This window comes from Chromatium okenii, from assembly GCF_016583745.1.
GTDB classification, from domain to species: Bacteria; Pseudomonadota; Gammaproteobacteria; order Chromatiales; family Chromatiaceae; genus Chromatium; species Chromatium okenii.
On sequence record NZ_NRRQ01000017.1, the window covers coordinates 13816 to 33822 of the forward strand.

At 55.6% G+C, this 20007-nt stretch carries 19 protein-coding genes; 7 read left to right on the forward strand and 12 right to left on the reverse strand.

Annotation, left to right across the window (positions count from 1 at the left end; translation table 11 throughout):
• Positions 1-10: 10 nt before the first annotated feature.
• The 3 genes from CKO12_RS08070 to CKO12_RS08080 all read left to right on the forward strand — a co-directional run bounded on the left by CKO12_RS08070 (position 11) and on the right by CKO12_RS08080 (position 2073).
• Positions 11-409, forward strand: a complete 399-nt coding sequence (locus CKO12_RS08070) for a hypothetical protein (RefSeq protein WP_200154227.1) — start codon at positions 11-13, stop codon at positions 407-409.
• An 82-nt stretch (positions 410-491) separates the two neighbouring features.
• Complete coding sequence (locus CKO12_RS08075; protein WP_200154228.1) at positions 492-1235, forward strand: metal ABC transporter ATP-binding protein; 744 nt, start codon at positions 492-494, stop codon at positions 1233-1235.
• Complete coding sequence (locus tag CKO12_RS08080) at positions 1228-2073, forward strand: metal ABC transporter permease (RefSeq protein WP_200154229.1); 846 nt, start codon at positions 1228-1230, stop codon at positions 2071-2073. Before CKO12_RS08075 ends, CKO12_RS08080 begins: the two co-directional genes overlap by 8 nt.
• A 1-nt stretch (position 2074) precedes the next feature.
• Here CKO12_RS08080 and CKO12_RS08085 read toward each other — a convergent pair whose 3' ends face one another.
• Positions 2075-2941: a M23 family metallopeptidase gene (locus CKO12_RS08085; RefSeq protein ID WP_338032719.1), complete on the reverse strand. Its 867-nt coding sequence runs from the start codon at positions 2939-2941 to the stop codon at positions 2075-2077.
• 95 nt (positions 2942-3036) lie between these two features.
• Here CKO12_RS08085 and CKO12_RS08090 point away from each other — a divergent pair, with 95 nt between their 5' ends.
• Positions 3037-3498: a DciA family protein gene (locus CKO12_RS08090; RefSeq protein WP_200154231.1), complete on the forward strand. Its 462-nt coding sequence runs from the start codon at positions 3037-3039 to the stop codon at positions 3496-3498.
• On the opposite strand, the gene lpxC is transcribed toward CKO12_RS08090, so the two are convergent.
• From lpxC to CKO12_RS08140, 10 genes are all read right to left on the reverse strand, one after another.
• Positions 3484-4395 (reverse strand): UDP-3-O-acyl-N-acetylglucosamine deacetylase, encoded by a 912-nt coding sequence (gene lpxC, locus CKO12_RS08095; RefSeq protein ID WP_200154232.1) that lies wholly within the window; start codon positions 4393-4395, stop codon positions 3484-3486. The genes CKO12_RS08090 and lpxC overlap by 15 nt on opposite strands.
• A 246-nt stretch (positions 4396-4641) precedes the next feature.
• On the reverse strand, positions 4642-5808 hold the full coding sequence (gene ftsZ / locus CKO12_RS08100; protein ID WP_200154233.1) for a cell division protein FtsZ: 1167 nt from the start codon (positions 5806-5808) through the stop codon (positions 4642-4644).
• 123 nt (positions 5809-5931) lie between these two features.
• The gene (ftsA, locus tag CKO12_RS08105) at positions 5932-7191 is read right to left on the reverse strand and encodes a cell division protein FtsA (protein WP_200154234.1); all 1260 of its coding nucleotides are present in this window, start codon (positions 7189-7191) and stop codon (positions 5932-5934) included.
• A gap of 5 nt (positions 7192-7196) precedes the next feature.
• The gene (locus CKO12_RS08110; protein WP_200154235.1) at positions 7197-8012 is read right to left on the reverse strand and encodes a cell division protein FtsQ/DivIB; all 816 of its coding nucleotides are present in this window, start codon (positions 8010-8012) and stop codon (positions 7197-7199) included.
• 8 nt (positions 8013-8020) lie between these two features.
• Entirely contained in the window at positions 8021-8950 is a 930-nt protein-coding gene (locus tag CKO12_RS08115; RefSeq protein WP_200154236.1) for a D-alanine--D-alanine ligase, read from the reverse strand.
• Entirely contained in the window at positions 8934-9830 is an 897-nt protein-coding gene (murB, locus tag CKO12_RS08120) for a UDP-N-acetylmuramate dehydrogenase (RefSeq protein ID WP_200154237.1), read from the reverse strand. The genes CKO12_RS08115 and murB overlap by 17 nt, the downstream gene beginning before the upstream one ends.
• Positions 9827-11326, reverse strand: coding sequence for a UDP-N-acetylmuramate--L-alanine ligase (murC, locus tag CKO12_RS08125; RefSeq protein WP_200154238.1), 1500 nt, complete (start codon positions 11324-11326; stop codon positions 9827-9829). The genes murB and murC overlap by 4 nt, the downstream gene beginning before the upstream one ends.
• A gap of 67 nt (positions 11327-11393) precedes the next feature.
• Positions 11394-12590 carry an undecaprenyldiphospho-muramoylpentapeptide beta-N-acetylglucosaminyltransferase gene (gene murG, locus CKO12_RS08130; RefSeq protein WP_200154239.1) on the reverse strand — a complete coding sequence of 399 codons (1197 nt, stop codon included), beginning with the start codon at positions 12588-12590 and terminating at the stop codon, positions 11394-11396.
• Positions 12575-13780 (reverse strand): putative lipid II flippase FtsW, encoded by a 1206-nt coding sequence (ftsW, locus tag CKO12_RS08135; RefSeq protein WP_420826834.1) that lies wholly within the window; start codon positions 13778-13780, stop codon positions 12575-12577. The genes murG and ftsW overlap by 16 nt, the downstream gene beginning before the upstream one ends.
• A 29-nt stretch (positions 13781-13809) precedes the next feature.
• Positions 13810-15084, reverse strand: coding sequence for a CNNM domain-containing protein (locus tag CKO12_RS08140; protein ID WP_200154240.1), 1275 nt, complete (start codon positions 15082-15084; stop codon positions 13810-13812).
• A gap of 123 nt (positions 15085-15207) precedes the next feature.
• On the opposite strand from CKO12_RS08140, the gene CKO12_RS08145 reads away from it, so the two are divergent.
• Positions 15208-16107, forward strand: coding sequence for a recombination-associated protein RdgC (locus CKO12_RS08145; RefSeq protein ID WP_200154241.1), 900 nt, complete (start codon positions 15208-15210; stop codon positions 16105-16107).
• A 66-nt stretch (positions 16108-16173) separates the two neighbouring features.
• Here CKO12_RS08145 and CKO12_RS08150 read toward each other — a convergent pair whose 3' ends face one another.
• The gene (locus tag CKO12_RS08150) at positions 16174-16809 is read right to left on the reverse strand and encodes a carbonic anhydrase (protein ID WP_200154242.1); all 636 of its coding nucleotides are present in this window, start codon (positions 16807-16809) and stop codon (positions 16174-16176) included.
• A gap of 137 nt (positions 16810-16946) precedes the next feature.
• Between CKO12_RS08150 and CKO12_RS08155 the strand changes: the two genes are divergently transcribed.
• Positions 16947-17918 carry a DUF58 domain-containing protein gene (locus CKO12_RS08155; protein WP_200154243.1) on the forward strand — a complete coding sequence of 324 codons (972 nt, stop codon included), beginning with the start codon at positions 16947-16949 and terminating at the stop codon, positions 17916-17918.
• Entirely contained in the window at positions 17908-19965 is a 2058-nt protein-coding gene (locus CKO12_RS08160) for a transglutaminase TgpA family protein (protein ID WP_242466260.1), read from the forward strand. Before CKO12_RS08155 ends, CKO12_RS08160 begins: the two co-directional genes overlap by 11 nt.
• Positions 19966-20007: the final 42 nt, after the last annotated feature.

Here is a 20007-nt window from a genome sequence, read left to right on the forward strand (position 1 = left end):
GTTTGATGCGATGCCGATTTTTTTAATTCTGTTATTTTTATTGGTGCAGCCGGCAGCGGCTGATCTCAGCATTATTGGTCATGCGACGGTGCCGCTGTTGGATCAAGCGACGTTGCAACGGATTTATACCGGCAAAACGGTGGCGCTCAATGGGGTACGATTAACGCCGGTTAATTTCCCGCCCAATCATCCGCTGCGCACGCAATTTTTACGCAACTATTTAGAACGCGATGAAAATGATTACACCGGTTATTGGACGGTGCGTTGCTATGTTGGCAAGGGCGTTCCGCCGCAAGAATTGCACTCTGTCACTGAAGTGTTACACTTTATTGCCAATACCGCTGGTGCAATTGGCTACATTGATGATAGTGATTTAACGCCAGAGGTTAAGGTATTATTGAAAAAATAATGAGCGATGGTAGTAAGTAACCGCGAATGGCGATACATTCAATGACTTTAATGTTTCATTAAAACCGTATTCTTTAATTATGATGACAGCGACTCCCGCAGTTTTAATTGAAAATTTGAACTTTTCTTATGGCGCAGCGCGGGTGTTGGAACGCATCAATTTAAGCATTATGCCCGGCGAATTTATTGGCTTAGTTGGCCCCAATGCGGGCGGCAAAAGCACGCTGTTGAAATTGATTTTAGGTCTGCTTGAACCGCAAACCGGACGAATTGAAGTGCTCGGACAAGCGCCGCGCCGCGCCGCCCGCCGTGTGGGTTATGTGCCGCAATTTCCTAGTTTTGCACGCGATTTTCCGATTTCGGTGGCCGAAGTGGTGGCGTTGGGCTGCCTCAGCGGGAGCGCGATCTGGAGCCAGCACCGCGCCGCTGATCGTGCCGCAGCGCAGCAGGCGTTGGCGGAAGTGGAGGCGCTCGATTTAGCCACCCGGAGGCTGGGCACTTTATCGGGCGGGCAATTGCAGCGGGTGTTGCTGGCGCGGGCGCTGGTGAGTGCGCCGGAGATGTTGATTCTCGACGAGCCGACCGCAAACATCGATCAGCGCGTGGAGGGCGAGATTTTTAACCTGTTGGCGACCTTGAATCAGCGCCTCACGATTATCGTGGTCTCGCACGACATCGCGTTTATTTCCGCATACGTCAGCCGCGTCGCCTGTCTCAATCGCACCCTGCTGGATCACGACACGGCGGCGGTGGACGACCACATCATTTCGCAACTCTACGGCGGGCACATTCGCCGCATCACGCACCGGCACCCGCACCATGACTGATTTTTTTACTGCATTGATCGCACACAGTTTTTTGCAAACGGCGCTGCTCGCAGGATTATTGGCGAGCGTTGGCTGCGGGGTGATTGGCACCTTCGTGGTGGTCAAACGGATCACGTTTATGGCAGGCGGCATCGCTCACGCTGTGCTCGGCGGCATGGGCGCGGCGCTGTATTACGGCATCGATCCATTATTGGGCGCATTAGCGGCAGCCATTTTGGCGGCGTTAATTATTGGCACAGTGCGGCTAAAATGGCAGGCGCAAGAAGATACGTTAATTGGGGCGTTGTGGGCGGTGGGAATGGCGATTGGAATTTTATTTATCGCCAAAACGCCGGGCTATGCGACGGATTTAATGAGCTTTTTGTTCGGAAATATCTTATTGGTGCCGCCGCGAGAATTATGGTTAATGGCGGGTTTAGATGGGATTTTATTATTAACAGTTGGCGCGTTTTATCGCCAATTCTTGCTCGTTACCTTTGATGAAGAATTCGCCCGCTTGCGCGGAGTGCCGGTGACTTTTTTCTATTTGCTGCTGCTGTGTTTAGTCGCCATCACCGTCGTATTGTTAATTCAAGTCGTCGGCTTGATTTTGGTGATTGCATTATTAACGCTGCCGGCAGCAATTGCCGGTCATTATGTGCATTCATTAGCGGGGATGATGGGATTGGCGACGCTGCTGGGTGGCGCATTCACCACCTTGGGTTTGGGATTGTCTTATGCGCCCGATTTACCTGCCGGGCCGACGATGATTTTATTGGCGGGCGGTGTTTATATTGCCTCCGCGCTGCTCAGTCATTTCATCACCTACCGCCAAGCGCGGCGGCAGGCGACGCTGTGAATTAACCCGCCGTGTTGGGAACCGTGCGCCACGCAGTGTCGCTGTTGAGATACGGCGTCGGATCAAGCGGACGGTTGGCGCGGAGCACTTCAAAATGCACATGCGGGCCGGTCGCCGTTCCCGATGTGCCGACGTTGGCGATTTGCTGGCCGCGCTGCACCTGCTGCCCAACGCGCACCAGATTACTGGCGTTGTGCGCGTAGCGCGTGACCAAACCGTTGTCGTGCCGAATGTCAATCACGCGCCCATAGCCGCTGCGCGTCCCGCTATAAATCACCTCGCCCGCCGCCACTGCCGCAATCGGCGTCCCGCGAGCGCAAGCAATATCAACGCCTTCGTGGAACATCCGCACCCGTTTGGTGGGATGAATCCGATAGCCAAAGCGTGACGAAACATAGCCCGACCGCACCGGCCAGCTTGATGGCGCAGTCACCGTGCGCCCTTCCACACGCAGGTCTTTTTCCACCAACAACTCATCCAACACATCCAGCTTCTGCTGCCGATCCACCAGCGCATCCACCACGCTGCCCAGCTCGTTGGCGAGCTCTTTGATGGTGTAATCGCGCACGCGCTGACGATCCGCTCCGCCCTGCGGCGGGGGATTGACGAAATCAAACTCTCGCGGATCCAAACCCGCCAGCTTCACCAACCGCTCGCCCAGCGCGTTGAGGCGCAACAATTCCGCCTCCATCGCCGCCAACTGCGCGGCCATTGCATTCACATCCTCCGCAGCACCCGCAGTTGGGACGACATCTAAAATGATTTCGCCGCCATCACTGGCGGCGAAAATGGCGCTGGCGGCGTCAGAATCAGCAGAATGCGCCAGCCAAAATCCCAAGCCGGCTCCCGCCGGCATTAAACACAACACGGCCAAAAGTATGACAACGGCCGATCCGCGAACAGGTAAATGATGATCGTGGTGGTACATTCGTTTCTCTCTTGGTTTTGACTTGAGTGGACAACATGAACGCCAAGCCGCAACGCATTGGCGCGTTATTGAGCAACCATCCGTTGCTCCAAACTCTGCTGCAACAGCGCCAGCACGACGCGGAACTGTTGGCGGTGGTACGCGCCCAACTTCCGCTGGCGATGCGGGCACATTGTCTGGACGTCCGCCGCCATGAGCAGTGCCTGACGGTGTATTTAGACTCTCCCGCGTGGCTGACCCGGCTGCGCTTCATGGCGACTGATCTGGCGGTCGCGTTGGCGAGCCATCAGATCAATGCAGTTCAAGGTCGCATCCAACTTGCTGCGCCCCCACCACCAGCGCCCAGCGCCAGCCCGCCGCGCTCCCCACTATCTGCCACTGCTGCCGCGCACCTGCGCAGTGCCGCTGCCGCCACCGCTGATCCTGATTTACAACGCTTATTTTTACAGTTGGCACGGCATCACACCGCAACTGATGCGGATTCAGAGCGCAGTTAGCGGTTGGGCATAGCAGATCGGCGCGGCTGCCGGGTCATCAAACGACACGGCTTCCCACGCAGTGGCATCAGCCAACAGCGCCCGCAACAGCGCGTTATTGAGCGCGTGCCCGGATTTGTGCGCAGTGAACGCGCCGATGAGCGTGTGGCCGAGCAGATACAGATCGCCAATGGCATCCAAAATTTTGTGCTTCACACATTCATCCTCATAGCGCAGCCCTTCTTCGTTCAGCACGCGATATTCATCAATCACGACGGCGTTATCTAAGCTGCCGCCCAACGCGAGCTGATGCTGGCGCAGGGTTTCAATCTCGCGCAAAAAGCCAAAAGTGCGAGCGCGACTGACTTCGCGGACAAAGGAAGCGGTGGAGAAATCAATGATTGCGCGATTGGTGTGGGCGCTGAAGGCGGGATGATCGAAATCAATCGAAAAATCAACCCGAAAGCCGTTGTATGGCGTGAACTGCGCGAATTTGTCGCCGTCGCGGACTTCCACCGGGCGCTTGATGCGGATGAAGCGTTTGAGGCGATTTTGTTCCTCAATGCCCGCTGCTTGCAGCAGAAACACGAAGGGCGCCGCGCTGCCGTCCATGATCGGCACTTCCGCTGCGCCAACATCAATCAACAGATTATCAATGCCCAGCCCCGCGCAGGCCGCCAACACATGCTCAACGGTAGACACGCGCTCGCCAGCTTGCGCCAAGGTGGTGGACAGCCGGGTATCGGCGACATTGAACGGAGTGGCTTTAATCTCAACGGGTTGCGCGAGATCAACGCGGCGAAACAAGATGCCCGTATCGGGCGGAGCGGGGCGGAGGGTGAGCTCGATCTTCGCGCCGGTGTGCAGTCCAATCCCGGTCGTGCCGATCGCAGTTTTTAAGGTACGTTGCCTGAGCATCGTTCGGGTCTCCATCGCTCCACAGTGGCTGACGGCGGGTCATGCGGAGCGACCGGGCGGTGTGATTCAGCATTCCCGGCTGAATCACACCTGATGTCTGATCGTCATCGCATTGTTCTAAGCGCACACAACGGCGCAATTAGTGGTCAGCCTAGGGTTTTCCCGAACTTTTTTCAAGTGTAATGTTGATTAAAGCACAAGGTCATTGTTTTTAATGACAATAAACCCCCACGAAGTCACGCAAGATCAATCGGCTTGCCGCCGCAAAAAGGCGGGAATATCAAGGTAATCGTCATCAATCGTTTCCGAAGCAATCGCCGCCCCGCCGCGCCGGTAAATCGCCGGACGCCGTTCCATTTCACGGTAATCTGGCTGCCCGTCGCCCGCGTCCACCGCCACCAAACGAATCCCCGGCTCGGCATGATTGCCACCGCGTTTGTGCGCACTCGCCGCCCGCCGTTCGCCGAGACCCGTTGCCACCACCGTCACCCGCAGCTCGTCTTCCAAATCCATATCGACGACCGTGCCCACAACGACCGTTGCCTCATCATCGGCAAAATCGCGCACCGTGCTGCCGACCTCGTCAAACTCGCCGATGGTCAGATTCAGCCCGGCGGTGATGTTGACCAAAATGCCCTTGGCACCTGCCAAGTCGATGTCTTCCAACAACGGACTTTTGATCGCCGCTTCCGCTGCTTCTCGCGCCCGATTCGCGCCAGTCGCCGAGCCGGTGCCCATCATCGCCACGCCCATATTCGACATCACCGTCTTCACGTCGGCAAAGTCCACGTTAATCAAACCGCGCCGCGTGATCAGCTCGGCAATGCCCTGCGTCGCGTTGAGCAGCACATCATTCGCCGCTTTGAACGCATCCAACAAACTCATGTCCTTGCCGAGCACCGCCAGCAGCTTTTCATTCGGGATGGTAATCAGCGAATCGACTGATTTTGCCAACTCCGCGATGCCTTCCTCAGCGACGCGCCGCCGTTTTGCGCCTTCAAACGGAAACGGTTTGGTGACAACGGCGACCGTTAAAATGCCCAATTCCTTGGCGACCTGCGCCACGACTGGCGCCGCACCAGTGCCGGTGCCGCCGCCCATGCCCGCAGTGATAAACACCATATCTGCGCCTTCCAGCGCCTCCTGAATCCGATCCCGATCTTCAATCGCCGAATGACGACCGACTTCAGGATCGGCACCCGCGCCCAGCCCTTTCGTAATTCCGGCGCCCAACTGCAAAATCGTCTTCACATTCGAGCTTTTGAGCGCCTGCGCGTCAGTATTGGCGCAGATAAATTCCACGCCCTCGATGGTGGACGCGACCATGTGATTGACGGCATTGCTGCCGCCGCCGCCGACGCCAATGACTTTAATCACCGCATTCGGATGGTTGTTGTCTACGATTTCAAACATCGGTCAAGCTCCTGATTGCGCTCGCGCAACCTTAAAAACAGCGTTAAGTCACACACCGTCTGTGTACGACCGCCTTTCGACATCTTCACACGCCTTCTGGCATCTGACGCAGCCGCATGTGCGCTAAAAATTCCCCTGAAACCAACTGCGCATCCGCGTCCAAGTGCCTTTCAAACCTTGCTGTTCGACCATTTCTGGATTCGGCGCAAAACGATGTTGACGCGCATAAATCAACAGCCCCACGCCGGTGGCATGAATCGGATTATTGACCACCTCATCCATGCCAATCACATGCTGCGGCAAACCCAACCGCACCGGCATTTGAAACACAGACTCCGCCAACTCCAACAGCCCTTCCATCTTGGCACTGCCGCCGGTGAGCACCACGCCGCCAGCAATCAAATCCTCAAAGCTGCTGCGGCGTAACTCGTTGTGCAGCAACGTTAAAAGCTCCTCATAACGCGGCTCCACCACTTCAGCGAGAGCTTGCCGCGCCAGCCGGCGCGGTGGACGGTCGCCGATGCTCGGCACCTCAATCGTTTCGCCGCTGCCGGTCAATTGCGTCAACGCGCAAGCGTGATTCACTTTAATCAATTCCGCGTGTTGCGTGGGCGTCCGCAGCGCGACAGCGATGTCATTAGTGACTTGATCGCCTGCAATTGGAATCACCGCCGTATGACGAATCGCGCCATCGGTGAACACCGCCAAATCCGTCGTGCCGCCGCCAATATCGATCACGCACACGCCGAGCTCCTTTTCATCCTCGCTGAGAACGGCATAACTCGAACTCAATTGCGCCAGCACCAGATCATCCACCGCCAACCCGCAGCGTTCAATGCACTTCTTGATGTTCTGCGCGGCGCTCACCGCACCCGTCACCATGTGGACTCGCGCTTCCAAACGCACCCCACACATGCCAATCGGCTCGCGGATACCTTCTTGATTATCAATGATAAATTCCTGCGGCAGGATGTGCAGGATTTTCTGATCCGCCGGAATTGCCACCGCACGCGCCGCATCAATCACCCGATCCACATCCGCTTGCGACACCTCGACTTCTTTAATCGCCGTGATGCCGTGCGAATTCAGGCTGCGCACATGGCTACCCGCAATGCCGGCATACACCGAATTGATTTCACAACCCGCCATCAATTCCGCTTCTTCCACCGCCCGCTGAATTGCTTGGACAGTGGATTCAATATCCACCACCACGCCTTTTTTTAATCCGCGTGACGGATGAATACCGATGCCGATGATTTCGATTTGATCGTCATCTTTTAATTCACCGACCAGACAGGCAATTTTTGAAGTGCCAATGTCCAATCCCACTAACAAATTCTTATCGTTACGTCTGTCGTTACGTTTATCGTTACGTCGCGGCATCCAATTTATCCTCGATTGCCGGATCGCGGCGGGCGATCCGGGTTCGGTGCGGGAATCGCTGGCTCAACATTTGGCGCCCAAGTCACCGCAAACCCGTTGCGATAGCGCAGATCGACCTTGAGCGGGTGGCCGACAGCCTCAAGCTGGGGCGCACTGGCGATGAAACGGGCGAGTCGTTCTTCCACTGCCTCGGTGCCCAGCCGCAACCGAGTTCCCTTCACTAATTCAAGCTGCCAGTCGCCGCGAGAATCGACCGCCAACACTGCAATCACATGACTGATCTGCTGCAACGCGAGATGCCATTTTTGATACGCCGTCACCACTTCAACGCTGCGCTGATCCTCAGCCCGCAGTTGCGGCAAGCCTGCCGGCACCGTGCCGCCACCTTGCTTGAACACGACGCCATCAGCGGTGACGAGGCAATCATCATTCCACCGCGCCAGCGGGCGATATTCCTCAACCTGCACCTGCAACCGATCCGGCCACACGCGGCGCAAGCTGGCGCGTCCAACCCAAGATAACTCCTCAGCAGCGGTTTTTAAGTCAAGTAAATCAACGGTTAATAACCCACCATGCAGCCGCGCTGTCAGCGTTTGTTGCAGCAACTGCGATGAATGCTGATGGAGTTCGCCCTTGACCTCAATCACGCGAATCGGCAGCAAGCGCGGTTCCCAATCTTTGAACACCCAACTGCCCGCACTCAACGCAGCGATCAATAACAATGCCAAGATCGCACGAAAGCGGGACATTCCCGACCGCTCGCTCGGCGGTGGCGGCGCGGGTGCGGCGGTGGGCGCAGCAGGTGGCGCAGGTTCTGCCATAAACGCAATCAGCCTCGCGCCACACTCGTCGCCAAAATCCGCCGCACCAGCGCATTAAAATCAATGCCAGCCGCTCGCGCCGCCATCGGCACCAAGCTGTGATCGGTCATCCCCGGCACGGTGTTGATTTCCAACAAATACGGCTGCCCGGCGGCGTCCACCATAAAATCCACCCGTCCCCAGCCGCTCGCGCCAGCGGTCGTAAACGCAGCCAGCGCCAGCTCGCGGAAGTGCTGCTCGGTCGCGGCATCCAACCCGCACGGGCAATGATAACGGGTGCTATCGGCTTGATATTTCGCTGCAAAATCATAAAACAGATGCGGCGTTTCCAACCGAATCAGCGGCAACGCCTCGCTGTCTAAAATGGCGCAGGTGTATTCCGGGCCATCAATCCACCGCTCCGCCAGCACCAAATCATCGTAATGCGCGGCAGCTTGCCACGCCTGCGCCAACGCTGGCGCATCTGCCACTCGCGCCATGCCGATGCTGGAGCCTTCGTGTACCGGCTTAATCATCAGCGGAAATCCGAGCGCGGCAGCGGCGGGTAAATCCGCAGCACTGCGCAATAACACCGAGGCAGCAGTCGGCAAACCCGCGCCCGTCCACGCCAATTTGCAGCGATATTTGTCCATGCCCAGCGCCGAGCCGAGCACGCCGGAACCAGTGTAGGGCAAGCCAATCGTTTCCAGTGCGCCCTGAATTTGCCCATCTTCGCCGCCGCGCCCGTGCAACATGATGAAAGCGCGGTCATAACTGCCACGGCGCAACTGCGCCAGCACCGTGTCATCGGGATCAAGCGGATGGGCGTCGATGCCCTGCCGTTGCAGCGCCGCGAGCACAGCTTGTCCACTTTTCAGAGAAATCTCGCGCTCGGCCGCACGTCCGCCGAGCAGCACTGCGACCTTGCCAAATTGTTGGGCGTCAAGCGTGGTTGTCATCAGAATGTCCAGTAATTTGATGCACTTCGGGAATCAGGTGAATGCCGGTGTGCTGCGCCACCTGCTGCTGCACATAGTCAATTAAATGGCTGATGTCAGCGGCAGTGGCGCTGCCGGTGTTGATGATGAAATTAGCATGTTTTTCAGAAACTTGCGCTCCGCCAATGCGATAGCCTTTCAGCCCCAGCGTGTCAATCAAGCGGGCGGCGTGATCATTGGGCGGATTGCGGAACACCGAGCCGCAGCTCGGCTGACCAATTGGCTGCGTCGCCGCCCGGCGCTCCAGCATCTCGCGCATTCGCTCCAACGCTGCCGCACCATCGCCGGGCGTCAATTCCAATTCGGCAGCGACAAACCATTCGCCGGCTGCGCCGCTGACTTGACGATAACCGACGCTGAATTCTGCCGCCTCGCGCCAGCGCAACGTGCCACTGCGATCCAGCGTGTGAACGCAGCGGACGTGCGGCCACGTTTCACCGCCCCACGCGCCCGCGTTGAGCGCCAGCGCCCCGCCAAAAGTGCCGGGAATGCCGGTCAGAAATTCCAGCCCGCATAAATTGTGCTGCGCCGCAAATCGCGCCAGCTTGGCGCTCGGCACTCCCGCGTCAACGACAATGCCGGTCGCGCCGCGCTGTTCCAGTCCGGTCAAGCCGCCGAGCGTGTGAATCACGGTGCCGGCAAAACCGCTGTCAGCAATCAACACATTGCTGCCGAGTCCGAGCCACAGCAGCGGTTCAGCGGGCGGCAATTCTCGCAAAAATGCCGCTAAATCAGCAACATCAGTTGGGCGATACAGTTGTCGCGCTGGGCCGCCCACGCGCCAAGTCGTGTAACGCGCCAGCGGTTCATCATGGCGCAGGATGCCGGAATAGGTGCTCATACAAATCCCCCCAACCCCCCTTTTTCTAAGGGGGGCTCTTGATCTCCCCCCTTTGGAAAAGGGGGGCAGGGGGGGATTTCAGACCACTGCTGCGGCAATCTTGCCGCCAATGCGCCGATGTCGCCCGCGCCAGAAATCAACACGATGTCACCAGATTGGAGCAAATGCGGCAGCAGTTCTGGCACCTCGCTGACCTGCTGCGCAAATACCGGCTCCAGCGCCCCGCGCATCCGAATTGCCCGAATCAACGCCCGTCCGTCTGCGCCAGCAATCGGCGCTTCACCTGCCGGATACACCTCGCACAGCACCAGCGCGTCGGCCGTCGAAAGCACGGCAACGAAATCCTCAAATTGCTCCTGCGTGCGGCTGAAACGGTGCGGCTGAAATACCAGCACCAGTCGGCGCTGCGGCCAACCGGCACGAATCGCAGCGATGGTCGCGGCGACCTCGCGGGGATGATGCCCGTAATCATCAATCAACAGCAGCTCGCGTCCGGCAGCATCGGTGATGGCGCTGGCGACAAACCGCCGTCCGACGCCTTCAAACTGCTGCAATGCGCGAGCAATCGCCGTCTCGCTCACGCCCAATTCCAGCGCGATGCAAATCGCCGCCAACGCATTCAACACGTTATGACGACCGGGCAGATTGAGCGTGATCTCCAGCGGCGCTGCGAGCTGGGCGCTGTGGACGACAAAGCGCGTTTGCATTTCGTGCTGGCGCAGATCGGTCGCTCGCACGTCTGCGTCAGGATGGGTGCCATACGTCCGCACGGCGCGTCCGACCATCGGCACCAGCGCCCGCACTTCGTCGTCATCAAGACAGAGCACCGCCAGCCCGTAAAACGGCAGATGGTGCAGGAATTCCATAAACGTGCTGCGCAAGCGATTGAAATCATTGCCATAAGTGCGCATGTGATCGGCGTCGATATTGGTCACGACGGAAATCATCGGCTGCAAATACAAAAATGAAGCGTCACTTTCGTCGGCTTCGGCGACCAGATATTTGCTGGTGCCGAGCTTGGCGTTGGCTCCGGCGCTGGTGAGACGACCGCCGATGACGAAGGTCGGATCAAGTCCGCCTTCCGCCAAAATGCTGGCAACCAAGCTGGTGGTTGTGGTTTTGCCGTGTGTGCCAGCGACCGCGACGCCGTAATAAAACCGCATCAATTCCGCCAACATTTCCGCCCGGCGCACAATCGGCAGCCGCGCTGCGCGAGCGGCAGCGATTTCGGGATTGGTTTCATCAATCGCAGTGGAGACGACCACCGCGTCGGTCGCGGCGACCTGTTCAGCACGATGTCCGATAAACACGGTGACACCGAGCGCAGTCAGGCGGCGCGTGGTGTCGCTCTCGCGCAGGTCAGAACCGCTGACTTGGTAGCCGAGATTGGCCATCAATTCAGCGATGCCGCTCATGCCAGCGCCGCCGATGCCAATGAAATGCAAACGCCGGATACGCCCCATGCGCTCGGCGGTGTGTTCAAAATGGGTGTTCATTTGAGTTGTCGGTTATCAGTTGGCAGTTGTCAGAAAACAACTGGGAAGTGGGCGGGGAAAAAAGTTGTCAGTTATCAGCCGGTCGGTCGCGGTGCGCGATGGTGAGACAAGCAGCGGCAATGCGAGCGGTGGCCTCGGGTTGCGCCAGTTGACGAGCGCGGGCGCTCATTGCCGACAAAGTGCTGCGATCTGCGAACAATTCGGTCAATAACGCGCTCAGGCTGCTGGCGCTGAGATCGCGCTGCAACACCAGCCGCGCTGCGCCAGCATCGGCGAGATAACGGGCGTTGCCGACTTGATGATCGTCCACTGCGAACGGATACGGCACCAGCACGGAGGCGACGCCTGCTGCGGCGAGTTCGGCAATGGTCAACGCGCCAGCACGACAAATCACCAGATCAGCCCAGTCATACGCTGCCGCCATGTCGTTGATAAATGGCGTGATCTCGGCGCTGACGCCAGCGGTTTGATACGCAGCTTGCGCAAGCTGCAAAGTCCGTTCACCGGCTTGATGACGCACTTGCGGGCGCTGCGCTTCTGGCAACGCGGCGAGCGCAGCGGGCACGATTTCATTTAACGCTTGTGCGCCGAGCGAGCCGCCGAGAATCAGCAGATTAAATCCCCCCAACCCCCCTTTTTCTAAGGGTGGCTTTTCTTCTCCCCCCTTTGGAAAAGGGGGGCAGGGGGGGATTGGTGAGATCGGGCTTGTTGCATCAAATCCCCCCAACCCCCCTTTTCCAAAGGGGGGCTTTAACTCAAGAATCGCCTGCCGCACCGGATTCCCGACCGTGATTGCGCCTCGCGCTGGCGGAAAACTGTTCGGAAAAGCCTCAAAAACTTGCGTGGCGAGCCGCGCCAACCAGCGATTGGTCAAGCCCGGAATTCCGTTTTGCTCGTGAATCACCAGCGGAATGCCCAACATTCGCGCCGCTAATCCGCCCGGGCCGGCGACAAATCCGCCCATGCCCAGCACCAGCGCCGGTCGCCGTCGCCGCAAAATGGATTGCGCTTGCCAAACTGCGCCAGCCAAGGTGAACGGCAGCCGCAGGCGCGTCGCCCAACCTTTGCCGCGCACGCCGGCGATGTCGATCCATTCCAGTTCAAAACCGTGTTCAGCGACCAGTCGCGCTTCCATGCCGCTGCGGGTGCCGATCCAAAACACCTCAACGCCGTGCTGGCGCAGCACTTCGGCGACCGCCAGCGCCGGGAAAACGTGCCCGCCCGTGCCGCCCGCCATGATGCCAATCGTTATGCGCGAACCCATCGCACCCCCTGCTGTGGTTTAGGCGCAGTCTCGACCGCGAGCTGGCGCACGGTGGCATCAATTCGCAACAGAATGGCGATGGCCATGCAGCCAACGATCACGCTGTTACTGCCATAACTGAGAAACGGCATGGTTAATCCTTTGGTCGGTAAAAAGCCGATATTGACGCCGATATTGACAAAGGCTTGCAAACTTAGCCACAGCGCAATGCCTTGGGCAACGTGCGCAGCAAAACGTTGATTCAATGCTTCGGCGCGGCTGCTGATAGCAAATGCGCGTCGTGCTAAAAAAACAAATGCGCCAATTAAGGCGACAACGCCAATTAAACCGAATTCTTCGCCGACAACGGAAACGAGAAAATCGGTGTGCGCTTCGGGTAGAAAGAATTGCTTTTGAATGCCATTGCCCAAGCCAACGCCAAACCATTCGCCGCGCCCAAATGCAATTAACGCTTGGCTGAGTTGATAGCCGCTATTAAACGGGTCTTCCCAAGGATTGAGAAATGAAATGACCCGTTTCATGCGATAGGGCGAAAAAATCACCAATGCCACTAAACCCGCGCCGACACTGCCCAATAAAAAAGCGAATGGCAGCAGGCTGGCGCCGCCGAGAAATAACAATCCCATGACCGTTGCCAGCATGACGGCGGTGGTGCCGAAATCTGGCTGCATTAAAATCAATGCGGCGGCGACGCCAATTAACAGCATCGGACGAATAAAACCGACGATTTGATTGGCGACGGCGCTGGCGTGGCGCACGAGATAGCCGGAGACATAAATCACCGCAAACAATTTGACGAATTCTGATGGTTGCAAATTGAGTGGACCGAGTGGAATCCAGCGCGTTGCGCCGTTGACGCTGCGCCCGATGCCGGGCACCAATACCAGCGCCAGCACTGCAATTCCTAATAAAAATAAAACGGTGCTGGCGCGTTCCCAGCGTTCTAATGGCACAAAATAGGTCGCTAATCCGCAGCCGAGTGCCAGCGTTAAAGCGAAGGCGTGGCGAATCACATAAAAAAATGGATCGTGACAGCAGCGTTCGGCAATCGACATTGAGGCGGAGGCAACCATGATGAAACCAAATGCCAGCAAGCCGAGAGCGCAAACCAACAGCGGATAATCGAGCTGAGATGGGCGCTCGCGGCGGCGAGAAAGTGGGCGCGGAGCGCGTTTGACAATCGCCATCATCAATTATTTCTCCTGTATATCCAAAGACTTCAGCGCCGTAGCTTGCGCACCGCCCGCTGAATCACTTTGACAGTTTTCACGCCCGATTCAACGGTTTGAATGATTTCAAGCGGATGCGTGTGCAGCAACAAGCTGGTGCCCGGCTCGGGAATCGTTTCCAGATAATCCAAAATCAAACCGTTGAGCGTTTTGGGGCCATCAGTCGGCAGTTCCCAGCGCAGCGCCCGGTTGAGATCGCGCAGCCCAATGCTGCAATCAATCAACAAGCTACCATCCTCAGCGTGGTGAATTTCCTCCAAACGGTCGTAAGGATCGGTCGTGAATTCGCCCACGATTTCTTCCAACAAATCCGTCAAAGTAATCAAGCCCTTAAAATCGCCGTATTCGTCCACCACCAGCGCCACCCGCCGTTTGAGGCGCTGAAAATTGAGCAACTGCTGATACAACGGCGTGCCTTCTGGCACAAAATACGGCTCGCGGGCGATCTCACGCAGGCGGGTTTTGGTCAAGGTTTTATCCAGCAGCGCGTGCAGCGCATTTCGCGCATGAAACACGCCGAGCACGTTGTCCACGCCGCCATCAAACAGCGGTAAACGGGTGTAATTGGTGTTGCGGATGGCCTGCAAGATGTCATCTTCACTGTCTTGCAAATCAATTCCTTCGACGGCATGGCGCGGAATCATAATGTCCTCAACGGTGGCGCGTTCAAGGTCAAGAATCGCCAGCAACATGGCGCGGCTGCGTTCTGGCACCATCGCGCTCGATTCGCTCACCACCGTGCGCAATTCCTCGCGGCTCAGGGCAGTGTTGGGGCTGTCGGTGGACGCGATTCCCATCATCTTCAGCAAGCCGTTGGTGATTAAATTCACTGCCCACACAATGGGATAGAACAGTTTGAGCAGCACGGTGTAGACATAAGCCGCCGGCAGCGCCAGCCGTTCTGGATACAGTGTGCCGTAGGTTTTGGGCGTGACCTCGCCAAAAATGAGCACGACCAGCGTCAACAGTCCGGCTGCGATGCCAATCGCCGCCTCGCCGCCCAGCCGCAGTGCCAATACGGTCGCCAGTGCCGAAGCGATGGTATTCACAAAGTTGTTGCCAAGCAGAATGATGCCAATCAACCGATCCGGGCGTTCTAACAGCTTGCGAGCGAGCCGCGCTCCCCGATTGCCCTGATCGGCAAGATGGCGCAAGCGGTAGCGGTTGAGCGTCAGCAACGCGGTTTCGGAACCGGAAAAAAATGCTGACAGCGCAATTAACAACACTAAAGCGATGGATAAACCGGTTAATGACAGATCGTTCACACGGAACCGTGAGGTGAGGACAGTTGCGCGATTCTAACGGAATCGCTCCGCGCTTGAGATTAAGACTGAACGATTCACTGCGCACCGCGCTTGAGCAGGTGCTTTTTCTATTTAGGACGAACCATGTTTAAGAATGCCCGATTATTGCAGCTCACCACCTCTTTACCGCAAGAAGTGACGGCGCTGGCGGAACAATTGGCAACGCGGCGCTTTCGCTCCTGCGGTGCCTTGGAAACGACGACGCTCGGCTGGGCACCCGCGCTCGGCGCTGATCCGCAATTGGTGTTCGCTGTGAACGATTGCCTGTTGCTGTGCGCTCGCAAACAAGAGCGGTTATTGCCAGCGGCGGCGCTTAACGAAGCACTGGAAGAGCGCATCAGCGAGTTGGAAAGTCAGGAAGCGCGGACGGTGGGGCGCTCCGAACGGCGGCGTTTGCGCGAGCAACTGCTCACAGAAATGCTGCCTCACGCCTTCACCCGCTCGCGGCGGACGCGGCTGTATCTCGACACTGCGACCAACTGGCTGGTGATTGATGCCGCCAGCGAAAAACAGGCCGAAGAGGTCGTGACCTTGCTGCGCGAGACGCTGGGCACCTTGCCCGTGCGCCTGCCGGAGCCGCAACGCGCCCCGGCTGCCGTGATGACGGAATGGCTGTTGACACAAAAAGCGCCGTTGGATTTTGTCGCCGGTGACGCCTGCGAACTGCGCGATACCGATGCCCCAGATGGCGTGGTGCGCTGTCGCGGTCAAGATTTAGCCAGCGCGGAGATATTGAATCATTTACGCGCCGGCAAATTAGTCACCAAGCTGGCGCTGGAATGGGATGAGCGGTTCACTTTTGTATTAGCCGATGATTTATCATTCAAACGCATTCAACTGATTGACGCAGTGCCTGATGATGCCAATGATGATGCCAATGACGAATTAGAAGCCACCGCGCAATTGCAAACAGACTTTGCGTTATTTGCATTGCAGATGCGGGCATTGATTCAGCGTTGTGAAACCGTATTTGCATTACAATAACCCGCGCTCTTAACACGCAACGGCGGCAGTTTTCTTGTCGCTCGTTGCAGCAGTCGGTGAATACAATTAGGCGCTGGGCAGCTCGTCAAAAAAATGCACCACTCCGGTTTCCAACGCATATTCAGCGCCAATCACCACCAAGCCATCTTGTGCAATGAGGGATTCAATAATTGCTGAACCATGCCGCAAATGATTGACCGAAGCGCGAACATTTGCACGAACGGCGGCGCGATGTAATGCCAAGCGATCATGGCGCAAATCGGTATCTAAAAACCCTTCGACCGATGGTTTCACGCGATTCACAATGGCCGCGATATTGCGCGATTCCGTGTCTTCACCATCGAGTAAGGCCTCAATTGTTGCGGTCACTGCGCCACAATGAGAATGTCCAAGTACAACCACTAAGCGCGTGTGATAACGCGATACCGCGAATTCAACGCTGCCGATTTGTGACGGCGCAACGATATTGCCAGCAACCCGAATCACAAATAAATCGCCCAATCCTTGATCAAAAATAATCTCAGCCGGGACGCGGGAATCAGAACAGCCAAGAATAATGGCAAATGGTGTTTGACACGCCAAGGATTCCAATCGCTGGGTATGATTCAGCAGCGTGTTACCAATACATTGATTGGTTGCAAAACGTTGATTACCCACGCGCAAACGAGCGAGGGCTTCAGAAGCAGAAATGGATTGATTCATAGAATAAACAGTGCTGTGATTGCTAATGGATAGAATGCTAATTTTAACCGGAATGCGCACCGTTGAAACCGACTCACGCGCAGTTGCTCTCAACAACGTTGTCGTGCGAACACTTTAATGATTCCAGCAGGTGAACGATGTTAAACCGTATCCAACGCTATTTCAAAACGCTATTGCGACAGGTGCCAACGAGCAGCGATGGCATGGCGCGGATTACTGCTCGCCAAATTTACATTTTACCAACCGCAACTGGCTTGATCTTTGGTAGCGTCGTGATGCTGATGTTATTAGGATCGCTCAATTATCAAAATAATCTCGGTTTATTATTCACTTTTTTTCTCGTTGCCATTGGCTTATTAGCGATGCACCATGCGTGGTTTAATTTACTACATTTAGCGATTCAAGTGCGCGGAGGTGCCGCAGTATTTGTCGGAGAAATGGCAAGTTTTATAATAACCATCCGCGCTGAAACACAACGACCACATTATGACATCAGTATTCATGCCGACACCGCCACATCATTACCAGCAAGCGGCGTATTAATTGCTGGTCATCAGCAATCTACCATTACCCTCACCCTGCCCGCCACGCAACGCGGTTTATTGCCGCTCAATTCCGTGCGTATTGCAACCCACCATCCGATGCACCTGTTTCGTGCGTGGTGTTACATTTCCACCACTGCCACGACCCTCATTTATCCGCAACCAGCCCCACACGCGCCGCCACCGGAGACCGATGCGGGCAATGTCAACCGTCCGCAGCAACGGCGGCGCAGCTCTGGCGTGGAGGATTATCTCGGTTCGCGCCCGTATCGTCCCGGCGATTCGCCGCGCCACATTGATTGGAAAGCGGTGGCACGGGAACGCGGGCTGGTGGTCAAGCAATTTGGCAGCGATCAGGGGCAAACGCTGTGGTTAGATTGGTCACAGCTCCACCTAGCAGACCCGGAATTGCGGTTGAGTGTGTTAGCGCGGCAGGTGTTGGATGCTAACCACAATGGGGTGCGTTTTGGGTTGCGGCTGCCGGGCGGAGTGATTGAACCACCGGCGCAAGGGGCAGCGCAGGTACACCGCTGCCTCACTCACTTAGCCCTTTTTAATGGCAGATAACTCCATGATTCCATTTATTAAACGCGCTAAACGTCCGCCAACAATCACTACCGAACGCGCTGATTCAACGGCGGTGCTCGCGATGAGCATCTTGGTGATAGTGGCTTGTTTACCACTGTTGCGCTTTTTTCACTGGCAAATCACTCTTTTTTTATTCTGTATTGCTGCGCTGCGACTCATTAGTTGGCGTTGGAGTGCCGCATTACCATCAACTGGACTGCGGGCAGTATTCACTTTAACGGGTATTGCCAATTGCCTTTATAGTAATCATACGTTAGTTGGTTTAGATGGCGGTGCCGCATTATTGGCGACCATGATGCTGTTAAAGTTATTAGAACTTAATACTAAACGTGATTTGCGTATTGTAGCAATTTTAATCGGATTTTTAGTTGTCATTCAATTCTTATTTGATCAGAGCTTACTGCTGACACTGTATTGCAGCTTGATTTTTTTTGGCATGATAACGCTTTTGATCGAATTCAATGATGGTTTTAGTGACACAAATCACTGGAAAACTGCTCTACGCCTTGCCGGTTATTTTTCTATACAAGCATTACCGATAATGCTGTGCTTATTTCTACTCTTTCCGCGTTTGAATGCGCCGCTGTGGAATCTCGGTTTAGATTCTGGACAAGCGATGATGGGCATGAGTGACCACATGGAACCGGGCGCAATCAGTGAATTAGCAGTGAGTGGTGAATTAGCATTTCGTGCCCGCTTTGAAGGCGCAATTCCACCGGTCAATCAACAGTATTGGCGCGGACCAGTATTATGGCACATGGATGGACGGCGCTGGTCACCGCTTGCCACAACGGGAACATTCACAACGCAAATTGAGGTAATGGAAAAGCCAGTACGCTATGACATTATTTTGGAGCCAACGCAACAAAAATGGTTATTCGCATTAGATATTCCGGTAACTGTTCCGGCAACGGCACAACGTAATGCTGATTTACAATTATTAGCGCATGATTCTATTGATAAGGTATATCGCTATCAAGTGCAATCGGTATTCAATTATCGCCTTAATGAACCCTCGGCAGCACGACGCGCACTGGGGCTGCAATTACCGCATAACATCACGCCGCGAATGCGCGAATTAGTAGCAAGCTGGCAACAACACGCCACAAATGATTGGGAATTAGTGCAGCACGGATTAGCGTTTTTTAGTCGAGAACAGTTTTATTATACGTTATTGCCGCCGCGTTTAGGATTAAATCCAACAGATGAATTCTTATTTGAAACGCGACAGGGGTTTTGTGAGCACTATGCCAGTGCTTTTGCATTATTGATGCGGATTGGTGGCGTACCAGCGCGGGTGGTATTAGGTTATCTTGGCGGCGAATTCAATGCGCTGGGTGGCTATTTAATGGTGTGGCAATCTGATGCTCATGCGTGGGTGGAAGTGTTAATTGCTGAACGTGGTTGGGTGCGTATTGATCCGACAGCAGCAATTGATCCAGCGCGAATAGATCACAGCAGCGCCTCACAATTACTTAATGCCGGACAATCGGCACGGTTTCATTTAGATCATACAAATGTATTCGCACAATGGGCGCGTCAGATTCGCGTATTGGCGGATACTGTAAATGCTGCTTGGCAGAATTGGGTGCTCGATTTTTCAGCACAAGATCAGTTGATGTTATTAGAACAATTAGGGTTTGGCGCGTGGAAAGAATACGGTTTAGCAATACTTATGGTAATGACAGTTGCATTAACATTAGGATTAACGGTATTGGGATTATTGCGGCAACGACCGCTATTAACTCCGTTGGAAGCGCATTATGTGTGCTTTTGTCGGCGTTTGGCGCGTGTCGGTTTGGTGCGACAATCGTATGAAGGGCCGCGTGATTTTGGACAGCGGGTGATTAAAGAACGACCGGAGTTGACTGAATTCGTTAATGGCTTCTTGGCGGTATACATTCCAGCGCGGTTTGGCACCCAAACAAGCAATCAAATAGTGCAACAACTTGCACAACTATTGCGTCATTTTCATCCGCACCAACCACTATTGCAGCGGGTATTCACAAGACTAAAAAAACACTAATTTTAGTGATAAAATCCTGATCGTTTAATCAAGTTTAAGCTG